Origin of the sequence: Amycolatopsis acidiphila (assembly GCF_021391495.1) — a bacterium.
Classification (GTDB): domain Bacteria; phylum Actinomycetota; class Actinomycetes; order Mycobacteriales; family Pseudonocardiaceae; genus Amycolatopsis_E; species Amycolatopsis_E acidiphila.
This window is the reverse complement of record NZ_CP090063.1, coordinates 4360920-4380560: the sequence shown is the minus strand read 5'-3', so window position 1 is coordinate 4380560 and position 19641 is coordinate 4360920. Positions and strand designations below refer to the sequence as shown.

Sequence of the window (19641 nt, the reverse complement as noted above, 5' to 3'; positions counted from 1 at the left end):
GTTCTCGACCGAGCTGATGGGAAGTGACGAGCGCCGTGACCGATTCGACCCGCAGGTTGTTCACGTCGGAATCCGTGACCGAGGGGCATCCGGACAAGATCTGCGACGCGATCAGCGACTCGGTGCTCGACGCCCTGCTGTCGAAGGACCCGCGCAGCCGGGTCGCGGTCGAGACCATGATCACCACCGGTCAGGTGCACGTCGCGGGCGAGGTCACCACCGAGGCCTACGCGGACATCCCGACCATCGTGCGGGAGAAGATCCTCGACATCGGCTACGACTCCTCCGCGAAGGGGTTCGACGGCAACTCCTGCGGCGTGAACGTCGCGATCGGCTCGCAGTCGCCCGACATCGCCCAGGGCGTGAACACCGCGTACGAGTCGCGGCTGGAGAATACGCTCGACGAGATCGACCGGCAGGGCGCGGGCGACCAGGGCCTGATGTTCGGCTACGCCTGCTCGGACACCCCGGAGCTGATGCCGCTGCCGATCGCGCTGGCGCACCGGCTCTCGCAGCGGCTGACCCGGGTCCGCAAGGACGGCGTGCTGCCCTACCTGCGCCCGGACGGCAAGACGCAGGTCACCATCGAGTACGCCGGTGAGCAGGCCGTCCGCCTCGACACAGTGGTCGTCTCGACGCAGCACGCCGAGGGCATCGACCTGGAGACGATGCTCGGGGTGGACGTGCGCGAGCAGGTCGTGGCGCCGGAGCTGGCGGAGCTGGAGCTGGACGCGACCGACGTCCGGCTGCTGGTGAACCCGACCGGCCGGTTCGTCATCGGCGGCCCGATGGGCGACGCGGGCCTGACCGGCCGCAAGATCATCGTCGACACCTACGGCGGCATGGCCCGCCACGGGGGCGGCGCCTTCTCCGGCAAGGACCCGTCGAAGGTGGACCGCTCCGCGGCGTACGCGATGCGCTGGGTGGCCAAGAACGTGGTGGCCGCGGGCCTGGCCACCCGGGTCGAGGTGCAGGTCGCGTACGCGATCGGCAAGGCCGTGCCGGTGGGCCTGTTCGTGGAGACCTTCGGCACCGAGACGGTCGACCCGTCGAAGATCCAGCGCGCCATCACCGAGGTGTTCGACCTGCGCCCGGCGGCGATCATCCGCGACCTGGACCTGCTGCGCCCGATCTACGCGCAGACCTCGGCGTACGGCCACTTCGGCCGCCCGGAGCTGAGCCTGCCGTGGGAGAGCGTCGACCGCGCGGACGCGCTGCGCAGCGCCTCCGGTGCCTGACGGCGCCGAAACCACACCCCTCTGGGACCTTCCGCGCACGAAGAAGCCCGCCGGGGGGAGACCCAGGGCCGCCCGCAAGGGCCAGCAGCAGCCTGCCGCGGCGAACCCGGTCGCACGGATCGTCGTGGACGTGCCGCTGGCCCATCTGGACCGCACGTTCGACTACCAGGTGCCCGACAAGCTCGACGCGGACGCCGTGCCCGGCTGCCGGGTGCGCGTCCGCTTCGCCGGCCAGCTGGTCGACGGGTTCCTGATCGAGCGCGCGGACACCACGGAGCACACGGGGCGGCTGGCGTTCCTCGAACGCGTCACCTCCAGCGAGCCGGTCCTCGGGCCGGGCCTCGCGGCGCTCGCGCGCACGGTCGCCGAGCGCTACGGCGGCACGATGATCGACGTGCTGCGCCTGGCGATCCCGCCCCGGCACGCGAAGGCCGAGGGCGAGCCGGCCCGGCCGCGCGCCGAGGTGCCCGCGGCGCCGGTGAGCACGGGGTGGTCGCGGTATCAGCGGGGCGCGGCGTTCCTCGAGGCGCTGCGCGGCAACCGGCAGGCGCACGCCGTGTGGCAGGCGCTGCCGGGGGAGGACTGGCCCGCGCGGCTGGCCGAGGCCGCCGCGGTCGTCGCGGCGAACGGCCGGGGCGCGGTGCTCGTGGTGCCCGATCTGCGGGACCTGGCCCGGCTGCACGCCGCGTGCGCCGCGCTGGCGGGGGAGGACGCCGTCGTCGCGTTGTCGGCGGACCTGGGGCCGGCCGAGCGGTACCGGCGCTGGCTGGCCGTGTCCCGCGGGTCGGCGCCGATCGTGGTCGGGACCCGGGCGACGATGTTCGCCCCGGTCGCCGACCCGGGGTTGTTCGTGGTCTGGGACGACGGGGACGACCTCCACGTCGACCCGCACATGCCCTACCCGCAGGTGCGGGACGTGCTGACCCTGCGCGCGCACGCCGACAAGGCGTCGCTGGTCGTCGCCGGGTTCGCGCGGACCGCCGAGGCCCAGCTGCTCGTCGAAACGGGCTGGGCGCACGCCGTCGTCCCGTCGCGGGAAGACCTGCGCACGGCGGCGCCGCGGGTGACGCCGGTGGGCGAGGACTTCGACGTCGCCCGGGACGAGGCCGCGCGGGTGGCGCGGCTGCCCGCGGTCGCGTTCGAGGCCGCCCGGCAGGCGCTCGGCGCGGGGGCGCCGGTGCTCGTGCAGGTGCCGCGACGCGGGTACGTCCCGGCACTGGCCTGCGCGCAGTGCCGGACCCCGGCCCACTGCCGCCGGTGTGCGGGTCCCCTGGCGCTCAACGGGGGCCCCGGGCATCCCCCGAGCTGCCGGTGGTGCGGTGCCCCCGAGGGCAACTTCCGGTGTCCCAGCTGCGGCTCGGTCCGGTTGCGGGCGGTGGTCGTCGGGTCGAAGCGGACCGCGGAGGAGCTCGGGCGCGCGTTCCCCGGCGTCGCGGTGCGCACGTCCGGGGCGCAGGAGGTGCTGGCCACCGTGCCCGGGAAGGCCGCGCTGGTGGTGTGCACGCCCGGCGCCGAGCCGGTGGCCGAGGGCGGGTACGGCGCCGCGCTGCTGCTCGACGGCTGGGCGCTGCTGGGCCGCCAGGACCTGCGGGCGGCGGAGGAGACGCTGCGCCGCTGGATGGCCGCCGCCGCGCTCGTGCGGCCGTCGTCGGCGGGCGGCCGGATCGTGGTCGGCGCCGAGGCCGCACTCACGCCGGTCCAGGCGCTGGTGCGCTGGGACCCCGCCTGGCACGCCGAGCGCGAGCTGTCCGAACGGCGCGAGCTGGGCTTCCCGCCCGCGGTCCGGATGGCGAGCCTGGAGGGCACGCCCGAGGCCGTCGCCGCGTTGCTGGCGGAGCTGGCACTGCCCGCCTCGGGCGAGGTGCTCGGCCCCGTCCCGCTGGGCCCGGCCGACGAGGAGGGCCGCACCGGCCGCGAACGCGCCCTGATCCGCGTCCTCCGCTCCGACGGCCGGGCGCTGGCGGCCGCCCTCGCCGCGGCACAGGCGCGGCGGGTGGCCCGCAAGGAACCCGACCCGGTCCGCGTCCAGCTCGACCCGCTGGAGCTGATCTAGGGGCGGCGAGCCTTGGGGGAGGAATCGATGGCACCGCCGCTGGGTGCAGTCCTGTTGTTCGTCCCATTCGTTAGGACAGTGCCGAGGCGATGCCGCTGGACGAGTTCGTGGCAGAGGTGACGAGCCTGCTGCAGGCCCGGCCCGAGGCCGGGGAGATCCAGGTCGAGCGGGTGAAGTTCCTGCGTTACGGCGAGGCCCGCGGGGACTACGACGAGGTCGTCGCCGCGCTGAACGCGGCCGCTCCGGGCACCGACTGACCGGGCCATAGACTGGTCGGCGATGTCCGCCCAGTCTGAAGTCGTCGAGGTGCCTTGATGCGCCTCGTGTTCGCGGGTACGCCGGAACCCGCCGTGCCCTCGTTGCGCGCCCTGATCTCCTCGCCCCGGCACGAGGTCGTCGCCGTCGTGACGCGGCCCGACGCCCCGGCCGGGCGGGGGCGCAAGCTGCTGCGCTCACCGGTCGGGGCGCTCGCCGACGAGCACGGCATCGAGGTGCTCACGCCGGAGAAGGCCGGCGCGCCGGAGTTCCTCGACCGCCTGCGGGAGCTGGCGCCCGACGCCTGCCCCGTGGTGGCGTACGGCGCCCTGCTGCCGCAGCGCATCCTCGACATTCCGGCCCACGGCTGGGTGAACCTGCACTTCTCGCTGCTGCCGGCCTGGCGGGGCGCGGCCCCGGTGCAGGCCGCGATCAGGGCGGGGGACGAGATCACCGGCGCGTCGACCTTCCACATCGTGCGCGAGCTGGACGCCGGCCCCGTGTACGGCGTCGTGACCGAGACGATCGGCCCGGCCGACACCGCGGGTGCCCTGCTGCAGCGGCTCTCGGAGTCCGGCGCGCAACTGCTGGCGTCTACAATGGACGGCATCGAGGATGGCACGCTGCGCGCCGTGCCGCAGCCCGAGGACGGCGTGAGCTACGCGCCCAAGGTCACCGTCGAGGACGCGCGGGTGTCCTTCGCCGACCCGGCCGCCGCGGTGGACCGGCACATCCGCGCGGTCACGCCGGAGCCGGGCGCGTGGGCGCAGTTCCGCGGCGAGCGGTTCAAGCTCGGCCCGGTGACCCGCACCGACGAGAGCGGCCTGGCGCCGGGCGAGCTGCGGGCCGAGCGCAAGCGGGTGCTCGCGGGCACCGCGACGCAGGCGGTGCAGCTCGGCGAGGTGCAGGCGCAGGGCAAGAAACGGATGGCGGCCACCGACTGGGCGCGGGGAACGAGAATCGAGCAAGGAGAGCGCCTGTCATGAGCCCGGAACGGGAACGGAGGCCCTCGCGGCCGCAGCGCGGGCGGCCCGCGCCGCGCAAGCAGGGCCCGCGCCGCCCGCCGCCCTACGAGGACCCGGCGCGGCGCGCCGCGTTCGAGGTGCTGCGCGCGGTCCGCGAGCGCGACGCCTACGCGAACCTGGTGCTGCCGGAGATGCTGCGGCAGCGCAGGCTGGCCGGCCGGGACGCCGCGCTGGCCACCGAGCTGACCTACGGCGCCAGCCGCGCGCAGGGGCTGCTGGACGAGATCATCGGCGCCTGCCTCGACCGGCCGCTGTCCCAAGTGGACGGTGTGGTGCTGGACTGCCTGCGCCTCGGCGCCTACCAGCTGCTGCGGACCCGGATCCCCGAGCACGCCGCGGTCGACGCGATGGTGAACATGGCGCGACTCGAAGGCGGTTCGCACGTCGCGGGCTTCGTCAACGCCGTGCTGCGCAAGGTGTCCGAAAAGGACGAAGCCGCCTGGCTCGACGAGCTCGCGCCGGACCCCGGTACCGACCCGATCGGAAACCTCGCCCTGCGCACGGCGCATCCGCGCTGGGTCGCCCGGTCGTTCGCCGAGGCGCTGGGGGACAAGGGGCCCGAGCTGGAGGCGGCGCTGAAGGCCGACGACGCGCGCCCGGCGGTCCACCTGGTCGCCCGTCCCGGCGAGATCAGTGCCGACGAGCTGGCCGCGATCACCGGGGGCGACGTCGCTCCGTACTCGCCCTACGGCGTGCACCTGCCGCCCGGCGCGGGCGACCCCGGCGACCTTGAGCCGATCCGCGAGAAGCTGGCCGCGGTGCAGGACGAGGGCAGCCAGCTGTGTGCCGTCGCGCTCAGCCGGGTGCCGGTCGAGGGCAGCGACGAGCGCTGGCTCGACCTGTGTGCCGGGCCGGGCGGCAAGGCCGCGCTGCTCGGCGCGCTCGCCGCGATCTCCGGCGCGCGGGTCGACGCGGTCGAGCAGGCGCCGCACCGGGCGCGTCTCGTCGAGAAGGCCACCGAGGGGCTGCCGGTCACCGTGCACGTGGCGGACGGGCGGGAGCCGGACCTCGAGCCCGGCTACGACCGCGTGCTCGTCGACGCGCCGTGCAGCGGGCTCGGTTCGCTCCGCCGCAGGCCGGAGTCCCGCTGGCGGCGCAAGCCGTCCGACGTGGCGGACCTGACGAAGCTGCAGAGCCAGCTGCTCGCGTCCGCGCTGGAGCTGGTGCGTCCCGGCGGCGTCGTGGCGTACGTGGTGTGCTCGCCGCACCTCGCCGAGACCGAGGGCGTGGCCGGTGACGCCGCCCGCCGCAGCAAGGCGGAGGTCCTCGACGCCCGCGAGTTCTTCCCGGGCGTGCCGCAGCTCGGCGACGGCCCGTTCGTGCAGCTGTGGCCGCACCGGCACGGCACCGACGCCATGTTCTGTGCCCTCCTGCGGCGCCCGTGAGGGTTCTCGGCCTGGTCGCCGCCTCGTGCGGCGGGCTCGACACGCGGTTCCGCACGGAGCTGGCGGAGCCCGCGGCCGCGCGCGGCTGGCGACTGGCCATCACCCTCACGCCGACCGCCGCGCGGTGGCTCGAGTACGCCGGCGAGCTGGCGAAGCTGCAGGCGCTGACCGACCTGGAGGTGCGCAGCGCGTCACGACTGCCGGGGCAGCCGCGCCCGCACCCGGATCCCGGGGTGTTCCTGTTCGCCCCGGGGAGTGCGAACTCGATGGCGAAGCTCGCGCTCGGCATCGCCGACAACCAGGCGCTCACCGTGCTCGGCGACGTCCTCGGCGACCCGGGCGTGACCGTCGTGGTGCGGTACCAGGCCAGCCCCAGCCGGTCCCGCACCCCGGGCTGGCGGGCGCACGTGGCGGCGCTGACCGCCTGTGGCGCCGACGTTTCCCAGCTTGCAGAACCGTGGTCGACGGCACTCGAAGCGTTACCCGATTGACCTTCTACACTGAGTAATCGTGGCCCATCGACCTCTGATCGCACCGAGCATCCTCTCCGCCGACTTCGCCCGGCTGGGCGAGGAGATCAAAGCTGTCGCGGGAAGCGGTGACACGCGTGCCGACTGGGTGCACGTCGACGTGATGGACGCCCATTTCGTGCCGAACCTGACCCTCGGCCTGCCGGTCGTGCAGTCCCTGCTGAAGGTCACCGACGTGCCGCTCGACTGCCACCTGATGATCGACGACCCGGACCGCTGGGCGGTCGGGTACGCCGAGGCGGGCGCGTACAACGTGACCGTGCACGTCGAGGCCGCGAAGGACCCGGTGATGCTCGCGAAGGACCTGCGCGCCGCGGGCGCGAAGGCCGGCCTGTCGGTCAAGCCGGGCACCCCGCTGGAGGACCACCTCGACACGCTCAAGCACTACGACACGCTGCTGGTGATGTCCGTGGAGCCGGGCTTCGGCGGCCAGTCGTTCATCCCGGACGTGCTGGAGAAGGTCCGCACCGCGCGCCGCCTGGTCGACACCGGGCATCTCAACGTGCTGGTGGAGATCGACGGTGGCATCAACGCCGACACGATCGAGCAGGCCGCCGAGGCGGGGGTGGACTGCTTCGTCGCCGGTTCGGCCGTCTACGGCGCCGAAGACCCGGGCAGGGCGGTGGCCGCGCTGCGCGAGGCCGCCGCCCGCGCCCAGCACTGAAAGAACATCGAGGAGGCAGCAGTGTTCACCGGCATTGTCGAGGAGCTCGGCGAGATCACGGCGGTGGAGCAGTTGCCCAACGCCGCCCGGCTCACCGTGCGCGGTCCGGTGGTGACCTCCGACGCGCGCCACGGCGACTCCATCGCGGTGAGCGGGGTCTGCCTGACCGTCGTGGCGGTCTCCGGTGGCGAGTTCACCGTGGACGTGGTGCACGAGACACTGCAACGGTCCCGGCTCGCGAAGATCGCGCCCGGCGACCGGGTCAACCTCGAGCGGGCGACCGCGGTCGGGGACCGGCTGGGCGGGCACATCATGCAGGGGCACGTCGACGGCACGGGGGTGTTCCTCGCCCGCGACAAGGACGGGCTCACCCGGTTCGCGCTGCCGTCGCACCTGGGCCGCTACGTGGTGGAGAAGGGGTCGATCGCGGTCGACGGGATCTCGCTGACCGTGGCGAGTGTGACGAACGACGAGTTCACGGTGGCGCTGATCCCGACCACACTGGAGTTGACGACGCTGGGCCGCGCCGAACCGGGTGACCTGGTCAACCTCGAGGTGGACGTAGTAGCGAAGTACGTCGAGAAGCTGGCCACACCGCATCTGCCGGGCCTCGCGGCGCACAATGGAGTCAACGCCGAGGAGGACGCGTGACAGCAGGGACGCCGTGTGGCGCCGGGGTACCGGTGGACAGCGCGGGAATCGAACGGGCGATCGCCGACGTCGCGGCGGGACGGCCGGTGGTCGTGGTGGACGACGAGGACAGGGAGAACGAAGGCGACCTGATCTTCGCCGCTGAGAAGGCCACGCCAGAGCTGCTGGCCTTCATGGTGCGCTACACCTCCGGCTACGTGTGCACGGCGCTGACCGAGGAGGACTGCGACAGGCTCGACCTGCCGCCGATGTACCACACGAACCAGGACGTGCGCGGCACCGCGTACGCGGTGACCGTGGACGCCGCCTCGGGCATCGGCACCGGCATCTCCGCGGCCGACCGTTCGCGCACCATCCGGCTGCTCGCCGACCCCGACTCCAAGCCGGCCGACCTCCGCCGCCCCGGGCACGTGGTGCCGCTGCGGGCGAAGGAGGGCGGGGTGCTGCGGCGGCCGGGCCACACCGAGGCCTCGGTGGACCTGGCCCGGCTCGCGGGCCTGCAGCCGGCCGGGGTGCTGTGCGAGATCGTCTCCCAGAAGGACGAGGGGGACATGGCGCGACGCGACGAGCTGGAGGTGTTCGCCGCCGACCACGAGCTGCAGATCATCACGATCGCCGACCTCATCGCCTACCGGCGCCGCCACGAGAAGCAGGTCGAGCGGGTCGCCGAGGCGCGCATCCCGCTGGCCGCCGGGTCCTTCCGCGCGGTCGGCTACGACAGCCTGCTGGACGGCATCGAGCACATCGCGTTCGTCTACGGCGAGGTCGGCGACGGCGAGGACATCCTCGTCCGCGTGCACTCGGAGTGCCTGACCGGTGACGTGTTCGGCTCGCTGCGCTGCGACTGCGGGCCGCAGCTGGAGGCGGCCCTGCAGGCCGTCGCCGACGAGGGCCGCGGCGTCGTGCTCTACATCCGCGGGCACGAGGGCCGGGGCATCGGCCTGCTGCACAAGCTGCAGGCCTACCAGCTGCAGGACCTGGGCGCCGACACGGTCGACGCGAACCTGGCGCTGGGCGTGCCCGCGGACGCGCGGGACTACGGCACGGGCGCGCAGATCCTGTGCGATCTGGGCGTGCGCTCGATGCGGCTGCTGACGAACAACCCGGCCAAGCGGGTCGGCCTGGAGGGCTACGGGCTGAAGGTGACCGGCCGGGTGCCGCTGCCGATCTCGCCGAACCCTGAGAACGTGCGCTACCTGCGCACCAAGCGCGACCGGATGGGCCACGACCTGTCGAACCTGGAGGAGTTCGACCAGGTCGGCGCCGACGTGCGGAACGGGAACGGGGGCGTGGCCCAGTGAGCGGTGAGGGGCGGCCCGAGGTCGAACTCGACCTGAGCGAGTGCGAGAGCCTCAAGCTCGCGATCGTCGCCACCCGCTGGCACCCGAAGATCACCGACAGCCTGCTCGAACGTGCGCTGGTGACGGCCGGTGAGGTGAAGCTCAACGAGGAGCCGACCGTCGTGCGCGTGGCCGGCGCGGTCGAGCTGCCCGTGGTGGCGCAGGCGCTGGCCCGCCAGCACGACGCGGTCGTCGCGCTCGGCGTGGTGATCCGCGGGGGCACGCCGCACTTCGAGTACGTCTGCGACGCGGTGACCGCCGGGTTGACCAGGGTGGCGCTGGACGAGGCCACCCCCATCGGCAACGGGGTGCTCACCTGCGACACCGAGCAGCAGGCGCTGGACCGGGCCGGGCTGCCGGGCTCGGCGGAGGACAAGGGCCGTGAGGCGACCCAGGCCGCGCTGGACACCGCGCGGGTCCTGCGGTCGCTGCGGCAGCCGTGGACGGAGCGAGGGTTCGCGTGAGCACAGTGACCGAGGAGAGCACCGTCGTCGTCCGGCCGTTCCGGGCCACCTGGATGGCGGTCGTGCTGGCCGTGTTCCTCGTCGTGGCGTTCGTGGTCGTGGCGGTGCTGCTGCGCGGGTCGAACACCGGCGCGATCTTCGAGCTGTCCGACCAGATCGCGATGGTGGGCATCGGGATCCTGCTGGCGTGTGGCTCGCTGCTGTTCGCGACCCCGCGCGTGCGCGCCGACGGCGAGGGCATCGAGGTCCGCAACGTCATCCTGCTGACCAAGCGGTACAGCTGGCTGGAGGTGCTGTCGGTCAGCTTCCCCGACGGGGCGTCGTTCGCGCGGCTGGAGCTGCCCGAGGACGAGTACTACGGGGTGCTGGCGATCCAGGCCGTGGACCGCGACCGCGCGGTCGCCGCGGTCCGCGCCCTGCGGCGGCTGCACAAGCAGGCCTGGGCGAACCAGCCGTAGTGCGTCAGCGGGTCAGGTCCACGACCACGGGCGCGTGGTCCGACGGGCCCTTGCCCTTGCGCTCCTCCCGGTCGACGTAGGCATCGGTCACGGTGTCGGCGAACGCGGCGTTGGCGTAGACGAGGTCGATCCGCATGCCGTTGTTCTTCGGGAACGCCAGCTGCCGGTAGTCCCAGTAGGTGTAGGGCTTGTCGTACTTCAGCGCCCGCGGCACGACGTCGCGCAAACCCGTTTCCCGCAACGCCTCCAGCGCCTTGCGCTCCGGCTCGGTCACGTGCGTCGACCCGGCGAACAGGCTGATGTCCCAGACGTCCTCGTCGGTCGGCGCGATGTTGAAGTCGCCCAGCACGGCGAACGGCCGGCCCGCCGCGGACTCCGCGGCCGCCGTGGCACGCAGCGCCTCCAGCCACCGCAGCTTGTACGCGTAGTGCGGATGTCCCGGATCGCGCCCGTTGGGCACGTACACCGACCAGAGCCGGACCCCACCACAGGTCGCCGCGATCGCCCGGGGCTCGGCGGCGTCGTCGAACACCGGCTCGTCGGCCAGGCCGCGCCGCACGTCCTCGGTACCCACGCGGGACAGGATCGCGACCCCGTTCCACCGGCCGAGGCCGTAGGCGGCCACCTCGTAGCCGAGTTCGGCCACCTCGGGCGGGAACGCGTCGGTGGCACACTTGAGCTCCTGCAGGCACACCACGTCCGGCTTCGCGGACTCCAGCCAGGCCAGCAGCCGGGGGAGCCGGGCCGCGATCGAGTTGACGTTCCAGGTGGCGATGCGCATGGACCCGAGAATGACATACAGGTACGACATCCCCGTGCTCGGCGGGAGGGGTGCGCGAAGTGTCGGAGGGGAGCCATAGGCTTGGGACGTGGCTGACCCGTCCACCTACCGTCCCGCACCGGGGAGCATCCCCGACGAACCCGGCGTGTACAAGTTCCGCGACGCGACCAGGCGGGTCATCTACGTCGGCAAGGCCAAGAGCCTGCGCAGCAGGCTGAACTCCTACTTCGCCGACCTCGCCGGGCTGCACCCGCGCACCCGCCAGATGGTCACCACCGCGGCGAGCGTCGAGTGGACCGTGGTCGGCACCGAGGTCGAGGCGCTCCAGCTGGAGTACAACTGGATCAAGGAGTTCGACCCGCGGTTCAACGTCCGCTACCGCGACGACAAGACCTACCCGGTGCTCGCGGTGACGATGAACGAGGAGTTCCCGCGGCTGCACGTCTACCGGGGCCCGCGCAAGAAGGGCGTGCGCTACTTCGGCCCGTACGCGCACGCGTGGGCGATCCGCGAGACCCTCGACCTGCTGCTGCGGGTGTTCCCGGCGCGCACCTGCTCCGCCGGCGTGTTCCGCCGGCACACCCAGATCGGCAGGCCCTGCCTGCTCGGCTACATCGACAAGTGCTCGGCGCCGTGCGTGGGCAAGGTGTCCGCGGAGCAGCACCGCTCGATCGTCGAGGACTTCTGCGACTTCCTCGCCGGGCGCACCGACGTGATGATCCGCAAGCTCGAGAAGGAGATGGCCGAGGCGGCCGAGCAGCTGGAGTTCGAGCGGGCGGCGAGGCTGCGCGACGACCTGGGCGCGCTGCGCCGCGCGATGGAGAAGCAGGCGGTCGTGCTCGGTGACGGCACCGATGCCGACGTCGTGGCGTTCGCGCACGACGAGCTGGAGGCGGCGGTCCAGGTCTTCCACGTGCGCGGCGGCCGGGTGCGTGGGCAGCGCGGCTGGGTGATCGACAAGGTCGAGGAGATGGACGTCCGCAGCCTGGTGGACCAGTTCGTCACGCAGTTCTACGGCGAGCAGGTCGAGCTGGCGGAGCAGACCGCGGACACCGCTTCGCCGGTGCCGCGCGAGGTGCTGGTGCCCGAGCTGCCCAGCGACGCCGAGGCGCTCGCCGAATGGCTTTCCGGGCTCCGTGGGTCCCGCGTGCAGCTGCGGGTGCCGCAGCGCGGCGACAAGCGCGCGCTCGCGGAAACGGTGCAGCGCAACGCGGAAGAGGCGTTCCAGCAACACAAACTGCGCCGCGCAGGCGATCTGACGGCCCGCTCGGCAGCGCTCGCCGAGCTGCAGGAGCAGCTGGGTCTCGACAGCGCGCCGCTGCGCATCGAGTGCATCGACATCAGCCACATCCAGGGCAGCGACGTGGTGGCGTCGCTGGTGGTGTTCGAGGACGGGGTGGCGCGCAAGTCCGAGTACCGCCGCTTCGCGTTGCGGGAGGCGGCCACCGAGGGCGACGTGGCCTCCATCGCGGAGGTCGTGCGACGGCGTTTCTACCGCTACCTCAAGGAAAACACCGCAACCGAGTCCGACGAACCGGGGACGACGCCGGGCATCGACCCGGAGACCGGGCGCCCGCGCAAGTTCGCCTACCCGCCGAACCTGCTCGTCGTCGACGGCGCGGGCCCGCAGGCGACCGCGGCCGCAGACGTGCTGGCGGAGCTGGGGATCACCGACATCGCGGTGGTGGGGCTGGCCAAGCGGCTGGAGGAGGTGTGGCTGCCGGCGGACCCGGACCCGGTGATCCTGCCGCGCACGTCGGAGTCGCTGTACCTGTTGCAGCGCGTGCGGGACGAGGCGCACCGGTTCGCGATCCGCTATCACCGGGAGAAGCGTTCCAAGCGCATCCAGGTGTCCGCGCTGGACGGGGTGCCGGGGCTGGGGCAGACCAGGCGGGCGGCGCTGATCAGGCACTTCGGCTCGGTGAAGAAGCTCCGGCAGGCCGGCGTCGAGGAGATCGCGCAGGTGCCCGGGGTGGGGAGGCGCACGGCGGAGGCCGTGGTCGCGGCGTTGCAGGCCGGAGGCACCGCGGGCAGCGAGCCCGGTGGAGGAGTGCGGTGACGAGGACCGACCGGGTGCGGGGCGTTCCGCATTCGACGCAGGGGAGAGGGAGTCATGACGGAAAACGACGACGGCCATAAATCGGGGATCGAGGTCGCGGTCGTCACCGGGCTGTCCGGCGCGGGTCGCAGCACCGCCGCGAAGTGCCTGGAGGACCTGGGCTGGTTCGTGGTGGACAACCTGCCGCCCGAGCTCATCGCGACCATGGTCGAGCTGGGGGTGCAGGCCAGGGGCGCGGTGACGAAGGTGGCCGTCGTGATGGACGTGCGCTCGCGCGCGTTCACCGACGACCTCGCCTCCGTCATCAAGGACCTCGACGCCCGCGGGTACAAGCCGCGCGTGCTGTTCCTCGAAGCGACCGACGCAGTGCTGGTACGCCGGTTCGAGCAGGTGCGCCGCGGTCACCCGATGCAGGGCGACGGCCGCCTCGCCGACGGCATCACCGCCGAGCGCGCGCTGCTCGCGCCGCTGCGCGAAGAGGCCGACCTCGTGCTGGAGACCTCGGCGCTGTCGGTGCACGACCTGCGCGCGAAGATCGAGGACGCGTTCGGCTCGGAGTCCGGCACCCAGACGCGGGTGACGGTGCTCTCGTTCGGCTACAAGTACGGCCTGCCGATGGACGCCGACCTCGTGATGGACGTGCGGTTCCTGCCCAACCCGTTCTGGATCCCGGAGCTGCGCGACCACACCGGGCTGGACTCCGAGGTGCGCAACTACGTGCTGTCGCAGGAAGGCGCCGAGGAGTTCCTCGACCGGTACCACCAGCTGCTGCGGCTGATCGGCGCCGGCTACAAGCGCGAGGGCAAGCGGTACCTGACGCTTGCCGTCGGCTGCACCGGCGGAAAGCACCGCAGTGTCGCCATCTCCGAGGAGCTGGCGCGGTTGTTGTCCAATGAGGACGGAATGGCGGTGAAGGTGATCCACCGGGATCTGGGCCGCGAGTGACCCCGGGCCGGCCTCCGCGCGCGGTAGCCCTCGGCGGCGGCCACGGGCTGCAGGCGACGCTGACCGCACTGCGGCGCGTCACCTCGGACATCACCGCCGTCGTCACCGTCGCCGACGACGGCGGCTCCTCCGGGCGCCTGCGCCGCGAGCTCGGGCTGCTGCCGCCCGGCGACCTGCGCCAGGCGCTGGCGGCCCTGGCCGAGGCGGAGAACGGCACGACCCTGTGGGCGGAGGTGTTCCAGCACCGCTTCGGCGGCAGCGGCGCGCTCACCGGGCACGCCGTGGGCAACCTGGTGCTGGCCGGGCTGTTCGAGGTCCTCGGCGACCCGGTCGCGGCGCTCGACGAGGCGCGGCGGCTGCTCGGGGTGTCCGGCCGGGTGCTGCCGATGTCGCCGGAACCGCTGGAGATCGAGGCCGAGGTCACCGGTGTCAGTAACGACGGCGAGCCCCGCACGATCAGGGGTCAGGTGGCGGTCGCGAGCACGCCCGGCCGAGTGCGGCGGATCGAGCTGCGGACGCCGCAGCGCCCGGGCGGGGTGCCGGCGGCCTGTCCCGAGGCGGTGGACGCCGTCCTGGGCGCCGACGTGGTGTTCCTCGGCCCCGGGTCGTGGTTCACCAGCGTGCTGCCGCACCTGCTGGTGCCCGGGCTGCACGACGCCCTGGTCCGGACCGACGCGACGAAGGTGGTGATCCTCAACCTGATCCCGCAGCCGGGGGAGACGGCAGGCTTCTCACCCGAACGGCACCTGCACGTACTCTTCCAGCACGCTCCCGAACTGCGGGTGGACGTGGTGATCGCGGACCGGGCATCGGTGCCGGGGCCGGCACGGCTGCGTGACGCGGCGGCGGAGCTGGGGGCGCGGGCGCTGCTCGCGGACGTGGCTGACCCGAACGCGGAGGGTTTGCACGATCCGGATGCGCTCGCGGCATGTGTGCGGGAAGCTCTCGGTCGCCGCCCCTCGGGTGCGGGAGGCCGGGACGGTGGAGAAAGCAGGGAGGGGCCATGGCGATGACCGCCGCGGTGAAGGACGAGCTCAGCCGGTTGCAGATCACGAAGGTCGGGCCGCGGCGCGCGGAGGTCGCGTCGATGTTGCGGTTCGCGGGCGGGCTGCACATCGTGGGCGGCAAGGTCGTGGTGGAGGCCGAGCTCGACACCGGGTCGGTGGCGCGCCGGCTGCGCAAGGAGATCCACGAGCTCTACGGGCACCATTCGGACGTGCATGTGCTGTCCGCGAGCGGGCTGCGCAAGACCACCCGCTACCTCGTGCGCGTCGTCAAGGACGGCGAGGGCCTGGCCCGCCAGACGGGGCTGATCGACAACCGCGGCCGCCCGGTGCGCGGCCTGCCCGCCGCGGTGGTCTCCGGCGGCATCGCCGACGCCGAGGCGGCGTGGCGTGGCGCGTTCCTCGCCCACGGCTCGCTGACCGAGCCCGGCCGCTCGTCCTCGCTCGAGGTCACCTGTCCCGGGCCGGAGGCCGCGCTGGCGCTCGTCGGCGCCGCCCGTAGGCTCGGCATCCAGGCGAAGTCGCGGGAGGTGCGCGGCGCGGACCGGGTCGTGGTGCGTGACGGCGACGCGATCGGCGCGCTGCTGACCCGCCTCGGCGCGCATTCGAGCGTCCTGCAGTGGGAGGAGCGCCGGATGCGCCGCGAGGTGCGGGCGACGGCGAACCGGCTGGCGAACTTCGACGACGCCAACCTGCGCCGGTCCGCCCGCGCCGCCGTCGCGGCCGCCGCGCGGGTCGAGCGCGCGCTGGACATCCTCGGCGACACCGCGCCCGACCACCTGCTCGCGGCCGGGAAGCTGCGGCTGTCCAACCGGCAGGCCTCGCTGGAGGAGCTGGGCCAGCTGTCGGACCCGCCGATGACCAAGGACGCCGTGGCCGGGCGGATCCGCCGCCTGCTGGCGATGGCGGACAAGCGCGCCAAGGACCTCGACATCCCCGACACCGAGTCCGCCGTGACGGCCGACATGCTGGAGGAAGAGGCCTGACTCAGCGCAGCAGCGGCGCCACCCGCGGGTGGCGGTGGTGAGTGCGTCCGTCGCGCTGGCGAGCGTGCGGCCCTCGGGAGGGTGGGTCAGGACCACGACGACGTAGCGGTCGCCCGCGCCGACGAGTCCGCTCGTGTGCGCGTCGACCCCGCCCTGCCCCGAGGCCCAGCCCTGCTTGACCGCCCACGGCCTGGCGAACGCCGACGGGATGCCGAAGTACTGGTCCGTGCCGTCGGCGGCCTGGCGGGCCGCGCCGCGCAGCGGGCCGAGCAGCAGGGCGCGCCGGGCGGCGGGCAGCGCCAGGATGTAGCGGTAGACCCGGACGATGTCGTTCGCGGTGACCAGCGTGTCGCCCCAGCGGTGCTCGACCGCGGGCGGCACGGTGTCCTCGAGCCCCATCAGCTCCGCGGTGCGGGTCACGATCCCGGTGCCGCCGCCGGAGGTCCACAGCTGCTGGGCGATCGAGTCGTCGCTGGAGGACAGCATCCGCGTCATTCGCGGGCTCGGCCGGGCGGGGGTGACGATCCCGCGGTGCACCAGGTCGGCCGCGATGAGCGGTTTCACCAGCGACGCGGACCGGCACTGCCGGTCCGCGCCGTCGCTGCGTGCGTGCAGCGGCTGCGGGCCAAGATCGAGGACGTGCCCGCCGCCCCGGTGTACGTCCGCACGGTGCGCGGCTTCGGCTGCCGGTTCGGCCCGCTCTGATGCGCCGTGCCCTGACGCGGCTGCTCGGCCTGCGCGTGCGGATGATGGTGATCGTCACCTTCGTCGCGCTGCTGGCGACCGGCGCCGCGACCGGCGTCAGCTACCTCTCGGCCCGGCGCACGGTACTCGCCGCCTACCAGGACCAGGCGATGCGGACGCTGCGCGACGACGTCGACACGCTCGCGCCGAACCTGCGGCTGCCCGCGGCCCAGGCAGACGTGGACCAGCTCGGCCACACGCTGAACGCGACCGTCGTCTACGACGACCTGGTCGCCGACCAGGGGTACGTGCCGGCGGAGCTGCGCGCCGCGGTGCACGCCGGCACCACGATGAAGTTCCAGCGGGTGGTGACGAACGGCTATCCCGAGCTGCTGGTCGGGATGCCGGTGCTGACCGTGGACGCGCAGTTGCGCCGGGTGCCCTCGGGACTCGAGGTCTACAACCGGTACTCCCTGCTGGAGCAGGAGCGGCAGATCGACGCGTTCGCGCTGGACGGCTGGCGCACCGCGGGGGTCGGCGTGCCGCTCGCGGTGCTCGCCGCCTGGCTCGTGGCGGGCGCGGTGCTGCGGCCGGTGCGCCGGGTGCGCGACGCGGCCCGCCGGCTCGCGAGCGACGACCTGTCGGTCCGCCTGCCGGCGCGCGGCTGCGACGAGCTCGCGGAGCTGGCCAGGACGTTCAACGAGACCGCCGCCAGCCTGGAGGCCTCGGTCGGGGAGCTGCGCCGGATGGAGGCCGACGCGCCGCTTCGTCGCCGACGTGTCCCACGAGCTGCGGACGCCGCTGACGGCGATGACCGCGGTCACCGAGGTGCTCGACGACGCCCGGCTCACCGGCGACGCGGCGACGGCGGGCCGCCTGGTCAGCGCCGAGACGCGCAAGCTCGCCCGGCTGGTCGAGGACCTCATCGAGATCTCGCGGTTCGACTCCGGTGTCGCCCGGCTGGACCCCACGCCGACCGACCTCGGCGAACTGACCGCCGCCGCGCTGCGCGCCCGCCACTGGTCCGACGAGGTGCGCGCCGCGCTGCCCGCCGGGGTCGTCGCCGAGGTCGACCCACGCCGGTTCGACCTGATCGTGGCGAACCTCGTGGGCAATGCGCTGCGCCACGGCGCGCCGCCGGTCGAGATCATGCTCGCCGACGCGGGTGACTCGGTCGTCCTCGAGGTCGCCGACCACGGCCCCGGGCTCCCCGACGAGGTGCTGCCGCACGTGTTCGACCGGTTCTACAAGGCCGACGCCGCGCGGACCCGGTCCGAGGGCAGCGGCCTCGGCCTGTCGATCGCGCTGCACAACGCGCGGCTGCACGGCGGGGACATCGAAGCGGGAAACCGGGACGGCGGCGGCGCCCGGTTCGTGGTGAGACTGCCGAAACGGGGGACCGGGTCGTGAAACGCGTCGTGGTGTCGATGGCGCTGCTGCTTCTGCTGGCCGGTTGCGGGGTGCGCCCGACGGCCCCGGTGTCGGCCGGGGAGCCCCCGGTGGGCGTCGGGGCGGGGCCGTTCCTCTACTTCGTCGCGGGCGGCAGGTGCGGCCCGTGCTCCGCCGGACCGGACGGCTGGGCGACGTCGCGGAAGCCCTGGCCCTGCTCGGGGCCGGGCCGAGCAGCGGCGAGACCGCTGCCGGGCTGCACAGTGAGCTGCCCCCGGCCGCATTCTCGGTGACCGGGCCGCGCGAAGGCCTGCTGTCCGTCCAGCTGTACCCGGCCCAGCCGCTGGGCAGCGGCGGCATCCCGGACCTGGCCGTGGACCAGGTCGTCTGCACGGCCATCGCGGTCGGCGGTCAGGGCGGCGCCGACGCGCGGGGCCTGCGGGTCCGGCTCGGCCGCCCCGGCGCGCCGGCGGAAGAGGCACCCCGTGCCTGCCCGGCGATCGCCTGAGCTGCAGGATGTACCTGCGGTGTTACCGGCGGAGCGCCGGGTACGCCAAGCCGTAACGTAGCGGTTTCGACACGGCAGGATCGGCGAAATCCCGGGCACGGACGCTGAACTCCGGCTACGTCCGGTTCGGGGAAGGGGATGGTCGTGCGTTCCAACAGGACGAACGAGAAGGCGGAACTCAAGGTCTCCGCCGATGTGGGCAGCTGGCTCCCCCGGCGCAGCAGCCAGTCCGCGGACTGGCGGCCCGCGGACCTGCTGGCCGCGAAGGGCGGCACGACCGTCAGCGTCGTCATCCCGGCGCGGGACGAGCAGGAGACGGTCGGCGACATCGTCCGCACGATCCGCCGCGACCTCGTCGAGGGTGTCCCGCTCGTCGACGAGGTGCTCGTCGTGGACTCGCGCTCCCAGGACGCCACCGCCGAGGTCGCCTCCGCGGCCGGGGCCACCGTCGTCGCGCAGGACTCCGTGCTGCCGATGCTGCCCGGCATGGACGGCAAGGGCGAGGCCCTGTGGAAGGGCCTCGCCGCCACCACCGGCGACATCGTCGTCTTCGTCGACGGCGACCTCTACGACTTCACCAGCGGCTACGTCAGCGGCCTGCTCGGCCCGTTGCTGACCGACGAGTCGCTGGCCTACGTCAAGGGCTTCTACCACCGGCCGCTGGTCGGCGCGGCGGGCACCGACGCCGACGGCGGCGGACGGGTGACCGAGCTCGTGGCCCGGCCGCTGCTGAACATGTACTGGCCGGAGCTGGCCGGGTTCGTGCAGCCGCTGGCCGGGGAGTACGCGGGGCGCCGCGAGGTGCTGGAGAGCATCCCGTTCGTGGTCAACTACGGGGTCGAGGTCGGGCACCTGATCGACATCCTGGAGTCACGCGGGCTGGACGCGCTCGGGCAGGTGGACCTGGGCAAGCGCGTCCACCGCCACCAGACGACGCAGGCGCTGGGCCGGATGTCGGGCCAGATCATGCAGACCCTGTTCGACCGGCTGGCGCACTACGGGCGGCTGGTGTCGGCCCAGCCGCCGGCGACGCTGCTCGCGCAGTTCCGCCGCGGCGAGTCCGGCCACGGGATCGAGCGCGAGATGGTGCTGACCGACGTGTCGTGCCGGCAGCGTCCGCCGCTGGCGGAGCTGCTCGCCGACGGCGCGGCGAGGTTGCGCGAGATCGCCTAGGAATTGTTTCGGAGGTGGCTTTCGGGCCGGTGCGGGTAGCGGTGCAAGC

At 73.4% G+C, this 19641-nt stretch carries 20 protein-coding genes and 2 pseudogenes; 21 read left to right on the top strand and 1 reads right to left on the bottom strand.

The annotated features are described in order from the left end of the window. Positions 1–35 precede the first annotated feature (35 nt). From metK to LWP59_RS21245, 11 genes are all read left to right on the top strand, one after another. The gene (gene metK, locus LWP59_RS21295; RefSeq protein WP_186383434.1) at positions 36–1238 is read left to right on the top strand and encodes a methionine adenosyltransferase; all 1203 of its coding nucleotides are present in this window, start codon (positions 36–38) and stop codon (positions 1236–1238) included. Then, positions 1231–3291, top strand: coding sequence for a primosomal protein N' (locus LWP59_RS21290; protein WP_144642926.1), 2061 nt, complete (start codon positions 1231–1233; stop codon positions 3289–3291). The genes metK and LWP59_RS21290 overlap by 8 nt, the downstream gene beginning before the upstream one ends. A gap of 89 nt (positions 3292–3380) precedes the next feature. Continuing rightward, a complete protein-coding gene (locus LWP59_RS21285; protein WP_229857230.1) occupies positions 3381–3548 on the top strand; it encodes a hypothetical protein in 168 nt (55 codons plus the stop codon). 57 nt (positions 3549–3605) lie between these two features. Beyond that, positions 3606–4532: a methionyl-tRNA formyltransferase gene (fmt, locus tag LWP59_RS21280; protein WP_144642927.1), complete on the top strand. Its 927-nt coding sequence runs from the start codon at positions 3606–3608 to the stop codon at positions 4530–4532. Further along, positions 4529–5956 (top strand): RsmB/NOP family class I SAM-dependent RNA methyltransferase, encoded by a 1428-nt coding sequence (locus LWP59_RS21275; RefSeq protein WP_144642928.1) that lies wholly within the window; start codon positions 4529–4531, stop codon positions 5954–5956. Before fmt ends, LWP59_RS21275 begins: the two co-directional genes overlap by 4 nt. Beyond that, positions 5953–6447 carry a flavoprotein gene (locus LWP59_RS21270; RefSeq protein ID WP_144642929.1) on the top strand — a complete coding sequence of 165 codons (495 nt, stop codon included), beginning with the start codon at positions 5953–5955 and terminating at the stop codon, positions 6445–6447. The genes LWP59_RS21275 and LWP59_RS21270 overlap by 4 nt, the downstream gene beginning before the upstream one ends. A 34-nt stretch (positions 6448–6481) precedes the next feature. Continuing rightward, a complete protein-coding gene (rpe, locus tag LWP59_RS21265) occupies positions 6482–7150 on the top strand; it encodes a ribulose-phosphate 3-epimerase (RefSeq protein WP_186383438.1) in 669 nt (222 codons plus the stop codon). A gap of 21 nt (positions 7151–7171) precedes the next feature. Next, complete coding sequence (locus LWP59_RS21260; protein ID WP_144642931.1) at positions 7172–7801, top strand: riboflavin synthase; 630 nt, start codon at positions 7172–7174, stop codon at positions 7799–7801. After that, positions 7798–9102: a bifunctional 3,4-dihydroxy-2-butanone-4-phosphate synthase/GTP cyclohydrolase II gene (locus LWP59_RS21255; protein ID WP_144642932.1), complete on the top strand. Its 1305-nt coding sequence runs from the start codon at positions 7798–7800 to the stop codon at positions 9100–9102. The genes LWP59_RS21260 and LWP59_RS21255 overlap by 4 nt, the downstream gene beginning before the upstream one ends. Then, positions 9099–9605: a 6,7-dimethyl-8-ribityllumazine synthase gene (gene ribH / locus LWP59_RS21250; protein WP_144642933.1), complete on the top strand. Its 507-nt coding sequence runs from the start codon at positions 9099–9101 to the stop codon at positions 9603–9605. The genes LWP59_RS21255 and ribH overlap by 4 nt, the downstream gene beginning before the upstream one ends. Before the next feature lie 53 nt (positions 9606–9658). Then, positions 9659–10063 carry a PH domain-containing protein gene (locus tag LWP59_RS21245; RefSeq protein WP_144642953.1) on the top strand — a complete coding sequence of 135 codons (405 nt, stop codon included), beginning with the start codon at positions 9659–9661 and terminating at the stop codon, positions 10061–10063. Between the two features lie 4 nt (positions 10064–10067). Here LWP59_RS21245 and LWP59_RS21240 read toward each other — a convergent pair whose 3' ends face one another. Beyond that, complete coding sequence (locus LWP59_RS21240; protein WP_144642934.1) at positions 10068–10844, bottom strand: exodeoxyribonuclease III; 777 nt, start codon at positions 10842–10844, stop codon at positions 10068–10070. An 88-nt stretch (positions 10845–10932) separates the two neighbouring features. Between LWP59_RS21240 and uvrC the strand changes: the two genes are divergently transcribed. The 10 genes and pseudogenes from uvrC to LWP59_RS21195 all read left to right on the top strand — a co-directional run bounded on the left by uvrC (position 10933) and on the right by LWP59_RS21195 (position 19592). Further along, positions 10933–12903 (top strand): excinuclease ABC subunit UvrC, encoded by a 1971-nt coding sequence (gene uvrC / locus LWP59_RS21235; protein WP_144642935.1) that lies wholly within the window; start codon positions 10933–10935, stop codon positions 12901–12903. Positions 12904–12957: 54 nt separating this feature from the next. Next, the gene (gene rapZ / locus LWP59_RS21230; RefSeq protein WP_144642936.1) at positions 12958–13848 is read left to right on the top strand and encodes an RNase adapter RapZ; all 891 of its coding nucleotides are present in this window, start codon (positions 12958–12960) and stop codon (positions 13846–13848) included. After that, positions 13845–14861: a gluconeogenesis factor YvcK family protein gene (locus LWP59_RS21225; RefSeq protein ID WP_144642937.1), complete on the top strand. Its 1017-nt coding sequence runs from the start codon at positions 13845–13847 to the stop codon at positions 14859–14861. The genes rapZ and LWP59_RS21225 overlap by 4 nt, the downstream gene beginning before the upstream one ends. Further along, positions 14852–15838 carry a DNA-binding protein WhiA gene (gene whiA, locus LWP59_RS21220; RefSeq protein ID WP_144642938.1) on the top strand — a complete coding sequence of 329 codons (987 nt, stop codon included), beginning with the start codon at positions 14852–14854 and terminating at the stop codon, positions 15836–15838. The genes LWP59_RS21225 and whiA overlap by 10 nt, the downstream gene beginning before the upstream one ends. A gap of 133 nt (positions 15839–15971) precedes the next feature. After that, positions 15972–16148 (top strand): hypothetical protein, encoded by a 177-nt coding sequence (locus tag LWP59_RS21215; RefSeq protein WP_186383435.1) that lies wholly within the window; start codon positions 15972–15974, stop codon positions 16146–16148. A gap of 281 nt (positions 16149–16429) precedes the next feature. Beyond that, positions 16430–16543 (top strand): annotated as a pseudogene (locus tag LWP59_RS21210) (winged helix-turn-helix domain-containing protein); the annotation flags it as partial. Further along, positions 16543–17187 (top strand): annotated as a pseudogene (locus LWP59_RS40765) (HAMP domain-containing protein); the annotation flags it as partial. The pseudogenes LWP59_RS21210 and LWP59_RS40765, both read left to right, overlap by 1 nt. Positions 17188–17299: 112 nt before the next feature. After that, positions 17300–17932 carry a sensor histidine kinase gene (locus LWP59_RS40760; protein WP_308431679.1) on the top strand — a complete coding sequence of 211 codons (633 nt, stop codon included), beginning with the start codon at positions 17300–17302 and terminating at the stop codon, positions 17930–17932. A gap of 145 nt (positions 17933–18077) precedes the next feature. After that, positions 18078–18419, top strand: a complete 342-nt coding sequence (locus LWP59_RS21200) for a hypothetical protein (protein ID WP_144642939.1) — start codon at positions 18078–18080, stop codon at positions 18417–18419. A gap of 144 nt (positions 18420–18563) precedes the next feature. Then, the gene (locus LWP59_RS21195) at positions 18564–19592 is read left to right on the top strand and encodes a glucosyl-3-phosphoglycerate synthase (protein ID WP_229857231.1); all 1029 of its coding nucleotides are present in this window, start codon (positions 18564–18566) and stop codon (positions 19590–19592) included. Positions 19593–19641: the final 49 nt, after the last annotated feature.

Coding starts and splice junctions, on each gene's coding strand:
- LWP59_RS21285 (WP_229857230.1), top strand. CDS start 3,381: ATGCCGCTGGACGAGTTCGTGGCAGAGGTGACGAGCCTGCTGCAGGCC.
- fmt (WP_144642927.1), top strand. CDS start 3,606: ATGCGCCTCGTGTTCGCGGGTACGCCGGAACCCGCCGTGCCCTCGTTG.
- LWP59_RS21275 (WP_144642928.1), top strand. CDS start 4,529: ATGAGCCCGGAACGGGAACGGAGGCCCTCGCGGCCGCAGCGCGGGCGG.
- LWP59_RS21245 (WP_144642953.1), top strand. CDS start 9,659: ATGGCGGTCGTGCTGGCCGTGTTCCTCGTCGTGGCGTTCGTGGTCGTG.
- LWP59_RS21240 (WP_144642934.1), bottom strand. CDS start 10,844: ATGCGCATCGCCACCTGGAACGTCAACTCGATCGCGGCCCGGCTCCCC.
- rapZ (WP_144642936.1), top strand. CDS start 12,958: ATGACGGAAAACGACGACGGCCATAAATCGGGGATCGAGGTCGCGGTC.
- whiA (WP_144642938.1), top strand. CDS start 14,852: ATGGCGATGACCGCCGCGGTGAAGGACGAGCTCAGCCGGTTGCAGATC.